The 11,194-nt window shown below is 68.0% G+C and carries 15 protein-coding genes; 8 read left to right on the top strand and 7 right to left on the bottom strand.

What is annotated here, in order from left to right:
- Positions 1-124 precede the first annotated feature (124 nt).
- Positions 125-667, bottom strand: a complete 543-nt coding sequence (locus ACOJSF_RS09730; protein ID WP_420142012.1) for a peroxiredoxin — start codon at positions 665-667, stop codon at positions 125-127.
- A 107-nt stretch (positions 668-774) separates the two neighbouring features.
- Here ACOJSF_RS09730 and ACOJSF_RS09725 point away from each other — a divergent pair, with 107 nt between their 5' ends.
- The 4 genes from ACOJSF_RS09725 to ACOJSF_RS09710 are packed head-to-tail and all read left to right on the top strand — an operon-like array spanning position 775 to position 3,932.
- Entirely contained in the window at positions 775-1,680 is a 906-nt protein-coding gene (locus tag ACOJSF_RS09725; RefSeq protein ID WP_420142011.1) for a hydrogen peroxide-inducible genes activator, read from the top strand.
- Positions 1,681-1,715: 35 nt separating this feature from the next.
- Complete coding sequence (locus ACOJSF_RS09720) at positions 1,716-2,867, top strand: bifunctional 2-C-methyl-D-erythritol 4-phosphate cytidylyltransferase/2-C-methyl-D-erythritol 2,4-cyclodiphosphate synthase (RefSeq protein WP_420142010.1); 1,152 nt, start codon at positions 1,716-1,718, stop codon at positions 2,865-2,867.
- Positions 2,867-3,406, top strand: coding sequence for a hypothetical protein (locus ACOJSF_RS09715; protein WP_420142009.1), 540 nt, complete (start codon positions 2,867-2,869; stop codon positions 3,404-3,406). Before ACOJSF_RS09720 ends, ACOJSF_RS09715 begins: the two co-directional genes overlap by 1 nt.
- Positions 3,399-3,932, top strand: a complete 534-nt coding sequence (locus ACOJSF_RS09710) for a CinA family protein (protein WP_420142008.1) — start codon at positions 3,399-3,401, stop codon at positions 3,930-3,932. The genes ACOJSF_RS09715 and ACOJSF_RS09710 overlap by 8 nt, the downstream gene beginning before the upstream one ends.
- Here the strand turns inward: ACOJSF_RS09710 and ACOJSF_RS09705 are convergent.
- Both ACOJSF_RS09705 and lipA read right to left on the bottom strand, forming a co-directional pair.
- On the bottom strand, positions 3,863-4,354 hold the full coding sequence (locus ACOJSF_RS09705) for a type II toxin-antitoxin system RatA family toxin (protein ID WP_420142007.1): 492 nt from the start codon (positions 4,352-4,354) through the stop codon (positions 3,863-3,865). The genes ACOJSF_RS09710 and ACOJSF_RS09705 overlap by 70 nt on opposite strands.
- Complete coding sequence (lipA, locus tag ACOJSF_RS09700) at positions 4,341-5,273, bottom strand: lipoyl synthase (RefSeq protein WP_420142006.1); 933 nt, start codon at positions 5,271-5,273, stop codon at positions 4,341-4,343. The genes ACOJSF_RS09705 and lipA overlap by 14 nt, the downstream gene beginning before the upstream one ends.
- Before the next feature lie 90 nt (positions 5,274-5,363).
- Here lipA and ACOJSF_RS09695 point away from each other — a divergent pair, with 90 nt between their 5' ends.
- The 4 genes from ACOJSF_RS09695 to ACOJSF_RS09680 all read left to right on the top strand — a co-directional run bounded on the left by ACOJSF_RS09695 (position 5,364) and on the right by ACOJSF_RS09680 (position 8,718).
- Positions 5,364-6,005 (top strand): carbonic anhydrase, encoded by a 642-nt coding sequence (locus ACOJSF_RS09695; RefSeq protein WP_420142005.1) that lies wholly within the window; start codon positions 5,364-5,366, stop codon positions 6,003-6,005.
- 74 nt (positions 6,006-6,079) lie between these two features.
- Positions 6,080-6,526, top strand: coding sequence for a hypothetical protein (locus ACOJSF_RS09690; protein ID WP_420142004.1), 447 nt, complete (start codon positions 6,080-6,082; stop codon positions 6,524-6,526).
- Between the two features lie 88 nt (positions 6,527-6,614).
- A complete protein-coding gene (locus tag ACOJSF_RS09685) occupies positions 6,615-7,991 on the top strand; it encodes a M20/M25/M40 family metallo-hydrolase (RefSeq protein ID WP_420142003.1) in 1,377 nt (458 codons plus the stop codon).
- Positions 7,984-8,718, top strand: coding sequence for an NYN domain-containing protein (locus ACOJSF_RS09680; RefSeq protein ID WP_420142002.1), 735 nt, complete (start codon positions 7,984-7,986; stop codon positions 8,716-8,718). The genes ACOJSF_RS09685 and ACOJSF_RS09680 overlap by 8 nt, the downstream gene beginning before the upstream one ends.
- Here ACOJSF_RS09680 and ACOJSF_RS09675 read toward each other — a convergent pair.
- The 4 genes from ACOJSF_RS09675 to ACOJSF_RS09660 all read right to left on the bottom strand — a co-directional run.
- Positions 8,702-8,959: a hypothetical protein gene (locus ACOJSF_RS09675; RefSeq protein WP_420142013.1), complete on the bottom strand. Its 258-nt coding sequence runs from the start codon at positions 8,957-8,959 to the stop codon at positions 8,702-8,704. The two genes, ACOJSF_RS09680 and ACOJSF_RS09675, sit on opposite strands and share 17 nt — an antisense overlap.
- 33 nt (positions 8,960-8,992) lie before the next feature.
- Positions 8,993-9,910 (bottom strand): hypothetical protein, encoded by a 918-nt coding sequence (locus ACOJSF_RS09670; RefSeq protein WP_420142001.1) that lies wholly within the window; start codon positions 9,908-9,910, stop codon positions 8,993-8,995.
- Entirely contained in the window at positions 9,907-10,326 is a 420-nt protein-coding gene (locus tag ACOJSF_RS09665) for a ribose-phosphate pyrophosphokinase (RefSeq protein ID WP_420142000.1), read from the bottom strand. The genes ACOJSF_RS09670 and ACOJSF_RS09665 overlap by 4 nt, the downstream gene beginning before the upstream one ends.
- Positions 10,327-10,394: 68 nt before the next feature.
- On the bottom strand, positions 10,395-11,194 hold an 800-nt coding region (locus tag ACOJSF_RS09660; protein ID WP_420141999.1), incomplete at its 5' end, for an ATP-binding cassette domain-containing protein.

The following is an 11,194-nucleotide window of genomic DNA, read 5'->3' as shown; positions in this document are numbered from 1 at the left end:
GGCATAATCGGGCAGGGCATCGGAAAATTCGCGGAGCGACATGGGGCATCTCCTGAAGGCAAAGAAAAGGGCGCGGGCGATGCGATCGCCGCCCGCGCCCCGATAGTGTCAGTCGTGAACCGGATCAGGCGGCGGGCTTCAGCACCTCTTCGCCCTGCTGCCAGTTGCACGGGCAGAGCTCGTCGGTCTGGAGCGCGTCGAGCACGCGGATCGCCTCGGCCGGGTTGCGGCCCTGGTTGAGGCCGTTGACCGTGACATGCTGGATCACGTTGTGCGGATCGACGATGAAGGTCGCACGATAGGCGACACCGGCGTCCGGCGCGACGATGCCGAGCGCGTTCGCCAGTTCCTTCTTGTTGTCCGCGATCCACGGGAAGTCGCAATTGGCCAGGCGCTCGTCCGACTTGCGCCACGCAAAGTGGACGAAATCGGTGTCGGTCGAGGCGCCGATCAGCACCGCGTCGCGATCCGCCAGGTCGTTCTTCAGCTCGCCATAGCCGATGATCTCGGTCGGGCAGATGAACGTGAAGTCCTTCGGCCAGAAGAACACGACCTTCCACTTGCCGTTGGTTTCGGCGAGGTCGAGCGTCTCGCCGGCGGGGAGCGCCGACACGCCCTGCTGGACCGGAACCGTGATTGCGGGGAACTTGTCGCCGACGGTCAACATGCATTTGTCTCCTGAGTAGGGGTGAAAGCGTCGCCACGCTCTTTGCCGGGGTGGCGATATCAAGGCAAATCGATTATTTGACACGCATTGATCGATTAGGACGATGAATGAGCGTTTTCCTGCCGACCCTCAAGCAGCTTCAATATCTGGTCGCGCTGCGCGACACGGGCCATTTCGGGCGTGCGGCCGAGGCCTGTTTCGTCACCCAGTCGACGCTGTCCGCCGGGCTGCGCGAACTGGAGTCGCTGCTCGGCGTCGTCCTCGTCGAACGCACGCGACGGGTGGTGCGCTTCACCCCGCTCGGCCTCAAGATGGCGGCCAAGGCCGAACGCGTCCTGCGCGAGGCGGAGGAACTGGCGAATCTTGCCCGCGCCGCCGGAAAGCCCCTGTCGGGCGAATTGCGGATGGGCGTGATCCCGACCATCGCCCCCTTCCTGCTCCCCCGCGTGCTCAGCCGGCTGCGCGAGGAATGGCCCGAGCTCAAACTCTATCTGCGTGAGGAAACGTCGGGTGCGGCGTGCGAATCGCTTCATCGTGGGCATGTCGATTGCGTGTTGCTGGCGCTGCCCTTCGCCTGCGGCGACATCGAGCATGAGGACCTGTTCGACGACCGGCTGATGGTTGCCTATCCGCGCGCGCAGGCGGAGAACCTGCCCGATGTCGTGCCGTCGAGCGCGATCGACGAGAGCCAGTTGCTCCTGCTGGAAGACGGGCATTGCCTGAAGGACCATGCGCTCGCTGCGTGCAACCGCCCGGAATTGCGCGCGGAGGCGGCGATGATGGGCACCTCGCTCCACACGCTCGTGCAGATGGTCGACAACGGCCTGGGGGTCACGATGCTGCCGCAGATGGCGGTGGATGCCGGCATCCTCGACCATACCGACGTGGTGGCGCGCCCGCTAGCGGCCGACCATCCGTCGCGGCGGATCGCACTGGTCTGGCGTAACGGCTCGCCGCGCGACAAAGAGTTCCGTCTGCTGGGCGGGGCGCTGCGCAAGGCGCATGCCGCATGACAGGGACCGCGTGACGCGTTAAGCGCCCGCCCCCAATGGCCCTTCGCACCACCGCCTTGATCGTCGCCGCCGGACAGGGAGTGCGGGCTGGCGCAGGCCTGCCCAAGCAGTTCCGCACGCTTGGCGGCAAGACCGTGCTGGCACATGCGATCGACGCGCTTGTCGGCCATCCCCGGATCGACGCCGTACGGGTGGTGATCGGCGAAGATCAGGACGCGGCCTATCGCGCGGCAGTCGGCGACCGCGATCTGGAGGATCCGGTGATCGGCGGGGCAAGCCGGCGTGAGTCCGTGGCGGCGGGGCTGGCCGCGATTTCGGGCGATCATGTGCTGATCCACGACGCCGCCCGTCCCTTCCTGCCGGCCGAGGTGGTCGACCGGCTAATCGACGCGCTTGTCCACGCCCCCAGCGCGGTGCCGGTCCTCCCTACCGTCGACACGCTGGCGCGCGCGGACACCTCGCTCGGACCGGTCGTCCCGCGCGACGGGATCGTGCGCGTGCAGACGCCGCAGGCTTTCCGTCTCGACGCGATCCGGCGCGCGCACGCGGCATGGGATGCCACGCGCGAGGCCACGGACGATGCGCAGGTGGCGCGCGCGGCGGGGCTGGAGGTCGCCATCGTGGAAGGATCGCCCTTGCTGGACAAGCTGACGCATCAGACGGATTTCGAGGCGGCCGAGCGGCGGCTGGCCGCCAGCCTCGTCTCGCGCACCGCGCTCGGCTTCGACGTGCATTGCTTCACCGAGGGCGATCATCTCTGGCTCGGCGGCGTGAAGGTCGCGCATACACGTGGGCTGGCCGGCCATTCGGACGCGGACGTGGCGCTGCACGCGCTGACCGACGCGCTGCTCGGAACGATCGGCGACGGCGATATCGGAACGCATTTCCCGCCGAGCGATCCGCAATGGCGTGGCGCCGCGTCGCATCGGTTCCTGACGTACGCGCGCGACAAGATCGTCCGCGCGGGCGGGCGGATCGATCATGTGGACTTAACCATTGTCTGTGAGCAGCCCAAGGTCGGGCCGCACCGCGCCGCTATCCGCGCGCGCGTGGCAGAGTTGCTGTGTCTGGAGGAAACGAAGGTGAGCGTGAAAGCGACAACCACCGAGAGACTCGGCTTCACCGGGCGACGCGAGGGGATCGCCGCGCAGGCCGCCGCGACCGTCCGTTTGCCGGAGACCTTGTGATGAAGCGTGCGGCGATCGCCCTGATGCTGGCCTCGGTCCCGTCGATGGCGGCGGCGCAGACCGCGCCCTGCGTACCGCAGGATCAGGCGGCGGCGCTCGTCACCTTCGCTTTGCCGACCTTGGTACAGCAGCTTTCGGCGCGTTGCGGCCCCGAACTGCCGTCTTCCGCCTACATCACTGTCAATGCCGGTGCGCTGGCCGACCGCTATCGCGCGGATTCGGCGGCGGCGTGGCCGACCGCGCGCCGGGCGATCGCCAGCCTGTTCAGCCAGTTCCTGGGCCAGCCGATGCCGGCCGACATGAATTCCGACACGATCCGCGTGCTGGCCGAGCCCATGCTCGGCAACCTGCTCGCCAAGCAGGTCAGCCGCCAGGATTGCGGGATCGCGGATCGTGCGATCGGGGATGTGGCGCAGCTGAGCGGGCAGGCCATCGGCCGGCTCGCGGTGCTCGCGCTGACCGTGGCGGATCGCAAGGACAAGGGGATTGCGGGGATGCTCCACGTCTGTCGGCCAGCCGGGGCAGCGCCGCGTGGCTGACGACCTGCTGCCCGCCGACCTCGTCGCGCTTGCGCGCAGGGTGATCGACGCCAATCGTGCCGCCGGCCGCCGCATCTCGGTCGCAGAAAGCTGCACCGGCGGGCTGGTCAGCGCAGCGCTGACCGAAATTCCGGGGTCTTCGGACGTGTTCGACGCCGGCTTCGTCACCTATTCGAACGAAGCCAAGATGGCGGTGCTGGGCGTCGCGCGCGACGTGATCGAGACGTTCGGCGCGGTCAGCCTGGCCACTGCCTGGGCGATGGCGCGGGGGGCCGCCGTCAAGTCGGGCAGCGACATCGCGGTCGCGATCACCGGCATCGCCGGGCCGGGGGGCGGGAGCGAGAAGAAGCCGGTCGGTACCGTCGTGTTCGCCTGCGCGCGCCAGGGCGACGATCCCGAACATGCGGTGACCGACCTGCGCCATTATGGCGATATTGGCCGGGCGGGCGTGCGGTTTCAGGCGGCGCTGTGCGCGCTCGAACTGCTGTTGCCGCCGGCCGGCGGCGCGGATGACGCCACGCCGTAGAGCTTGGCGGCGCGTTCCTCGAACGCGTTGATCATCCGCCGCAACGCGCGATCGAACACCTGCCCCGCAATCGCTTCGAAGATCCGGCTGCGGAAGGCGAAATCGACGCAGAAGTCGACCAAAGTGCCCCCCTCCCCGTCCGGCGCGAACCGCCAGTCATTGTGGAGGTGCGACAGCGGCCCTTCGATATAGTCGACATGGATGTGGCCCGGCCGCTCCTTGGTCACGCGCGACGTGAACTTCTCGCGCAGCGCCTTGAAGCCGACCAGAAGGTCCGCGACCATCACCGTGTCGCTATTCTCGCGCACGCGGACCGCCGTCACCCAGGGCAGGAATTCGCCGTAGCGGCCGACATCGGCCACCAGATCGAACATCTGCTCGGGGGTGTAAGGGAGCCGGCGCGTCTCGTTATGCCTGGGCAAGGCTCTTCTGCCGGAGCTGCGCCTCGCGGGCGGCCTTCATCTTCGCGAAATCGTCGCCGGCATGATAGCTCGACCGCGTGAGCGGCGTCGCCGCAACCAGCAGGAAGCCCTTCGCGCGTCCGATCGCGCCATAGGCCGAAAAGGCCTGCGGCGTCACGAACTCGGCCACCTTGGCATGCTTGGGCGTCGGCTGGAGATATTGGCCCATTGTCAGGAAATCGATGTCGGCCGACCGCATGTCGTCCATCACCTGATGGACCTCCAGCCGCTCCTCGCCCAGTCCGACCATGATGCCCGACTTGGTGAAGATCGACGGATCCAGCCGCTTGACCTGCTCCAGCAGGCGCAGCGAGGCGTAATAGCGCGCGCCGGGGCGGATCGTCGGATACAGCCTCGGCACGGTTTCGAGATTGTGGTTGTAAACGTCGGGCCGCGCGGCGACGATCGCCTCGACCGCCGCCTCGTGCTTGTTGCGGAAATCGGGGGTCAGGATCTCGATCGTGGTCGCGGGGGTCGCGCGGCGCAGCGCCTCGATCACCTTCACGAACTGGCTGGCACCGCCGTCCTTCAGGTCGTCGCGGTCGACCGAGGTGATGACGATATGCTCCAGCCCCATTTCCGCCGCCGCGTCGGCGACATGCTGCGGCTCCAGCGGATCTACCGCGCGCGGCATGCCGGTCTTGACGTTGCAGAAGGCACAGGCGCGCGTGCAGGTGTCGCCCAGGATCATCACGGTTGCGTGCTTCTTGGTCCAACACTCGCCGATATTGGGGCAGGCCGCCTCCTCGCACACGGTCGCGAGGTTGAGGCGGCGCATGAGTTGCCGCGTTTCGTTGAAGCCGTGGCTGGTGGGCGCCTTGACGCGGATCCAGTCGGGCTTGCGTTCGCGCTGGGGGCGGATGGGCAACGGCTCGTTCATTGGGCGCAGATAGCGCCTCGACCCCATAGCCGCCACCCCTCGTCGCGTGCATGGGTTGAACCGGCGCGTGCATCTCCGTACCCCAGGCGAATGAGCGATACGGATTTCGAAGGCCTGATCGAAGGCTATCAGCGTTTCCGGGAACATGGCTGGGCGGAGCAACGCGCGCGCTGGGCCGAGCTGGCGGAGGGCCAGCGTCCCCGCGTGATGGTGATCGCCTGTTCCGACAGCCGGGTCGATCCGGCGCAGATCTTCGACGTGTCGCCGGGCGAGATCTTCGTCGTGCGCAATGTCGCCAACCTGGTCCCGCCGTTCGAAACCAGCGCCGGCCATCACGGCGTCTCCGCCGCGCTGGAATTCGCGGTGACGCAGCTCGAGGTGCCCGAGGTCGTGGTCATGGGCCACGGCGCGTGCGGCGGCGTCAAGGCATCGCTGGTCCGCGCTTTTCGCGATGCGCCCCCGGGCGAGGGCGGCTTCATCGCGGACTGGGTCCACCTGCTCGACACGGCGCGCGACAAGGTCGTGGCCGCGCACGGAACGACGGACGAAGCGGCGCACGCGCTGGAACTCGAAGGCGTCAAGCTCAGCCTCGCCAATCTGCGCACCTTCCCGTTCGTAGCGGAGCGCGAGAAGGCGGGCACGCTGCGCCTGCGCGGGGCCTATTTCGCGATCGCCGACGGCGTCCTCCATGTGCTCGACGAAGCCGAGCAGGAGTATGCCCCGGCGGCTTGAGCCCCCCTCCCCTTGGAACGGCGTGTGCCCGGCCGGGTTTTGACCGGCACACGAGACGTTCAAGGAGAGTGACGATGCGCAAGACGCTGTTCACCGCGCTCATGCTCGGTGCGATCGCGGCAGGCCCGGCCACGGCGCAGGAGACCGACGCCCAGACCGGCCGCACCCCGGCCGAACTGTATCAGCGCGGCTATCGGAGCGCGACCACGGCGGGCCAGCCCACCGATCCCGCCGCGCAGGCGCGCGTGGCGACGCTCAACAATGCTGCGGCCGCGGAAAGCGGCGCGCGTAACGCGATGGATGCCGCGACGCAGGCGCAGTACGAGGCCGATCGTCAGGCCTATATGACCGAGCTGCTGCGCCATGACGCGGCGGTCGATCGCACCGACGCCCGCTACGTGCGCCAGCAGAGCGCCTATGCCGACGCCATGGCCGCATGGCGGCTGCAGGTCGCGGCGTGCAAGAAAGGCAAGCGCAGGGCCTGCGATACGCCGCCGCCCAGCGCGGCCGACTTCTATTGATCCGCGCGGCCGTCGGCGACGCCGATTGTCGTGCTGTCCTCGCGATGGCAAAGGTTGCGGCCTATCCCGTCGCGAGGACTTCCTGCCGATGTTGCACCGACTGCTCCTGTCCGTCTCCATTCTTCCCCTGTTCGCTGCCCAGGCGGCACACGACGCCGCGGCGCTGCGCGATACCGCCGCGCGCGAGGATGGTCTGGCATGGGAGATCACCGAGGGGCTGACCACCGAGATCGGCCCCCGCCTCGCCGCGACCGATGCCGAGCTGCGCGCGCTTGATTGGGGCGCGGCCAAGCTGAAGGCGCTCGGTTTTGCCAACGTCCGCGTCGAGCGTTTCACGATGCCGCGCTGGGAACGTGGGCCCGCATCGGCAGAAATCGTCGCGCCTTTCCCGCAGTCCATGGCGCTCGCGGCGCTCGGCAATAGCGGCGCGACGCCGAAGGGGGGCCTGACCGCCGAGCTGGTGGCATTTGACGGGCTGGAGGCGCTGCGTGCCGCCCCGGCCGATACGGTGCGCGGCCGGATCGTCTACCTCACCCATCACATGCGCGCGCAGCAGGATGGAGGGAGCTACGGCGCATTGAGCGCAATCCGCACGCAAGGCCCCGCGCTCGGCGCGGCGAAGGGCGCGGCGGCGGTCGTGATCCGCTCGATCGGCACCGACAGCCACCGCCTGCCGCATACCGGCGTCACCCGCTTTCCCGATGGCACACGCCCCATCCCCGCCGCCGCGCTATCCGCGCCCGACGCCGATCAGATCGAGCGGATCCTGGCGCGCGGCCGGCCGGTGCGGCTCCGTCTCGACATCGCGACGCGCGTCACGCCGGGCGCGCAGTCTGGCAATCTGATCGCGGAAGTGCCGGGCACCGATCCGAGCGCCGGCATGATCCTGATCGGCGGGCACCTCGACAGCTGGGACCAGGGGACCGGCGCAATCGACGATGCGTCGGGCGTGGCGATCGTCACCGCCGCCGCCAAGCGGATCATGGACGCTGGACGCCCCCTCCGCACGATCCGGATCGTCTGGTTCGGCGCGGAAGAGGTCGGCGGCAATGGCGGCGAGGCCTATGCCAAGGCGCATGGCGCCGAACGGCACATGGCGGTCGCCGAATCGGATTTCGGCGCCGATCGCGTGTGGAGCTATTCGGTGACCGCCGGCGCGGCCAGCGCGCCTCTGGTCACACGGCTCGGTACGGCGCTGGCGCCGCTCGGCATCACCTATTCGCGCAGTGCCGCGCATGGCGGCACCGACGTGGCGCCCACCGCGCAGACCGGCACGGCGGTGTTCGACCTGCGCCAGGACGGCACGCGCTACTTCGATCTGCACCACACGCCCGACGACACGCTCGACAAGATCGATCCCGTGCAGCTTCGCCAGAATGTCGCCGCGTGGACCGCGACGCTGGCCGTGCTGGCGAATGATCCCGCAGGGCTGGCCCCGCCGGCCAAGGATGCGGCGCATGACTGAGGAAGCGGGCACGCGCAACGTCGCGCTGCTGATCGACGCCGACAATGCGTCGGCGCGCGATCTCGATCCCGTCCTCACCGTTCTGGCCGAGCTTGGGACGGTCAACGTCCGGCGCGTCTACGGCAATTGGTCGAAGCCCGCGCTGAAGGGCTGGCGCGACATGACCGTGAAGCACGGCATCGAGCCGCAGCAGCAGTTCGACCTGACCAAGGGCAAGAACGCGACCGACATGAAAATGACGATCGACGCGATGGACCTGCTCTTCCGCGGCCGGGTGCAGGGCTTCGGCATCATGTCGTCGGACAGCGATTTCATGCCGCTGGCGATGCGTATCCGGCAGGATGGCCTGCCCGTCTACGGCTTCGGATCGGACAAGACTCCGGAGGCGTTCCGGCAGGCCTGCACGCGCTTCATCGACGTGGGCAAGCTCGATCATCCGGCGGGCGACCCGGCCCCCGCCGAGGCCGAGACACCGGCCGAGCGGCCCAGGGCGACGGCCGTCGATCCCGAACTGCTCAAGCTGCTGGTCGATGCATACAACGCCTCGAAGCGCGACGAGCGGGGCTTCGTCAGCCTGTCCGGCCTGGGGCAGCTCGCGGGCAACCGGTCGAGCTTCGACGTGCGCAATTACGGGTTCAAGCGCCTGTCGGACCTGATGGAATCGATCCCCAATTTCCAGACCGAGCGACGCGAGGGCGGCGCGACCTTCGTCAGGCGGGTCCGCTAGACTCGTCGAGCGCGGCGAGCACCATCCGTTCCCACACCGCCGGGTCGCCGGCCGCCGCCATGTGCGCGTCGGGCTCGCGCAGCGTCTTCAATACGGCGATCGCGTCATTGACATGGTTGTGCCATTCGGCATCGACCGCTGCACCGGCCGACGCGGCATCGCCCTTGGCGTTCGCGCTCAGCCGCTGACCGGCCAGCACCCGCGCCACGCGCTCGACCACTCTGCCCTTCGAAACGTCCATCATCGCTCTCCCTGATCATAAGGCAACGACGGATCAGTCGGTTGCGTTCCCGCAACGACCATAGCTGTCGATCGCGCGTGCAATCCGGTCGCGCACCTCAGCCGGCTTGAGCCGGGCAAGCTGGTCGAGCGTCAGGTCACGGCCCATATGTTCGGCGATCCGATATCCCAGATAATAGCCGAAGCGCGCCGGATATGGTCCGCCTTTATGGCTGCCATCGGTAAAGCTGCTCAGAAGCGTCTCGTCGGTCGTGTCCAGATTGGCGCGGGCGTGGCACAGCGCCTGCCTCATTCGTGCATCGGTCGCGGCCCGGATCGGTGCGGGATAATCGAGCAGGAGTTCGCTGTCGGTCGCATTCGGGTTCATGCTGACCGTCACGTAGGTGGCAAGTCCTTCCGCCCACAGCGGGCACCACAATTGCGGGCAGTCGGCAAAGAAGCGCTGGTGGTAGGTGTGGAACAGCTCATGGTCGACCAGCGGCGCGATCGCCTCGCCAGCGTGGATGTCGGCAATCACGTCAGCGCCGAACATCAGCACCGCGCGACCGCGGATCTCGCGCGTCCCGCCATCCATCTGCCCGAGTGAGTGGATGAGGTAGACCGGCATGGTCGGCCGAAATCCCGGAAAGGCCCGGCCGAAGCGAACGAGGCCCGTTCGATAGGCTGCACGCGCGCGGTCGCGCGCATCGAGAATGGCGCCGCGCTTGACGGGCCATTGCGCAAGCGCACGCGCCACCGCCCTGTCGCCCGCGCTGGAGGTCGGATCATAGATACCGGGCAGGATCGGCCCGAGCGTGCGCTTGAACGCCGCAACCCGCGCCCCTTCCGCCATGCCTGCCGTCCGGGCAGCGAAGGCGTCAAAGTCCGCCACCATGTCGCGCATGGCCTGAGCCCGCGCCGCACCGGCCGTGAACATTGCCAGCATGAGGAAGGCGAGCAGGCGTCCCATCATCGATCAGCGCCCCAATGGTCGAACACGCGCTGCTGGAGCGCGCGCACGAAGGCGTGGGCCTCTTCGCCGGTCCAGCTGCCGCGATAGTCGCGCGCCTCGGCCACGCCGGTCCACCAGCCCTGGCCCGGCAACCGGTCTCCCTCGCGCACCACCAGCACCGCCAGTCCGGGCTCGCCGACTGCCGAGGCGGATCGGTCAATCGCCTCCAGCGTCTTGCACAGCGCGCGCATCTTGGGGCGCGTGAAACGATGGCCGAGCAGGCCGAGCAGATCGGAATAGCTGACCGCCTCGCCCCGCCGAGCCGCCGCAATCAGCAGATCGCGAACACGCGCCACGTCCGCGATCGCCCCGGGCCCGGAGGCCTCCGGCACGATACCCTCGGATTCCAGCCATTCGGAGAGAGTTTCGATCGCCACGCACCCTCCTCCCCACGCAGCTAGAAGGCAAGCTGCCGTCCGCCGGCTACCCGTCGGACGGCACAGACCTAGCGCGTCAGCTTCTTGTATGCCCCCGCGCCGGGCCGATCGGCGGCATCGCCCAGGCGGCGGCGCTTGTCTTCCTCATAGCTTTCGAAATTCCCTTCGAACCATTCCACATGGCCGTCACCCTCGAACGCGAGGATGTGCGTGGCCAGACGGTCGAGGAAGAAGCGGTCGTGGCTGATGACCACGGCGCAGCCGGCGAAATTTTCGATCGCCTCCTCGAGCGCGCCGAGCGTCTCGACGTCGAGGTCGTTGGTCGGCTCGTCGAGCAGGAGGACGTTTCCGCCCTTCTTGAGCATCTTAGCGATGTGGACACGGTTGCGTTCGCCGCCCGACAGCTTGCCGACGTTCTTCTGCTGGTCGGCACCCTTGAAGTTGAACGCGCCGACATAGGCGCGGGTCGACATGTCGTGGCCGTTGACCTTCACGTAATCATGGCCTTCCGACACCTCTTCCCAGACGTTCTTCTTGGGATCGAGATGGTCGCGGCTCTGATCGACATAGCCCAGGCGGACGGTGGTGCCCCGCTCGATCGTGCCGCTGTCGGGCTGCTCCTGACCGGTCAGCAGCTTGAACAGGGTCGATTTGCCTGCGCCGTTGGGACCGATCACGCCGACGATACCGCCCGCGGGCAGCATGAACGACAGCCCGTCGAACAGCTTTTTGTCGCCATAGGATTTCGAGATGTTCTCCACCTCGATCACCTTGCCACCCAGGCGCTCGGGGACCTGGATGACGATCTGGGCCTTACCCGGCGTCCGGTTCTGCTGCGCCTCGACCAGCTGGTCGAACTTGGCGATGC

It is taken from the genome of Sphingomonas sp. (genome assembly GCF_048594985.1).
Lineage (GTDB): Bacteria > Pseudomonadota > Alphaproteobacteria > Sphingomonadales > Sphingomonadaceae > Sphingomonas_I.
The sequence above is the reverse complement of the archived record's forward strand: the minus strand, read 5'-3'. Positions and strand labels throughout refer to the sequence as shown.

Bases quoted from the DNA above. Each gene is read 5' to 3' on its own strand.
- ACOJSF_RS09730 (WP_420142012.1), bottom strand. From the start codon at position 667: ATGTTGACCGTCGGCGACAAGTTCCCCGCAATCACGGTTCCGGTCCAG.
- ACOJSF_RS09725 (WP_420142011.1), top strand. From the start codon at position 775: ATGAGCGTTTTCCTGCCGACCCTCAAGCAGCTTCAATATCTGGTCGCG.
- ACOJSF_RS09720 (WP_420142010.1), top strand. From the start codon at position 1,716: ATGGCCCTTCGCACCACCGCCTTGATCGTCGCCGCCGGACAGGGAGTG.
- ACOJSF_RS09715 (WP_420142009.1), top strand. From the start codon at position 2,867: ATGAAGCGTGCGGCGATCGCCCTGATGCTGGCCTCGGTCCCGTCGATG.
- lipA (WP_420142006.1), bottom strand. From the start codon at position 5,273: ATGAACGAGCCGTTGCCCATCCGCCCCCAGCGCGAACGCAAGCCCGAC.
- ACOJSF_RS09695 (WP_420142005.1), top strand. From the start codon at position 5,364: ATGAGCGATACGGATTTCGAAGGCCTGATCGAAGGCTATCAGCGTTTC.
- ACOJSF_RS09690 (WP_420142004.1), top strand. From the start codon at position 6,080: ATGCGCAAGACGCTGTTCACCGCGCTCATGCTCGGTGCGATCGCGGCA.
- ACOJSF_RS09685 (WP_420142003.1), top strand. From the start codon at position 6,615: ATGTTGCACCGACTGCTCCTGTCCGTCTCCATTCTTCCCCTGTTCGCT.
- ACOJSF_RS09680 (WP_420142002.1), top strand. From the start codon at position 7,984: ATGACTGAGGAAGCGGGCACGCGCAACGTCGCGCTGCTGATCGACGCC.
- ACOJSF_RS09675 (WP_420142013.1), bottom strand. From the start codon at position 8,959: ATGGACGTTTCGAAGGGCAGAGTGGTCGAGCGCGTGGCGCGGGTGCTG.
- ACOJSF_RS09670 (WP_420142001.1), bottom strand. From the start codon at position 9,910: ATGATGGGACGCCTGCTCGCCTTCCTCATGCTGGCAATGTTCACGGCC.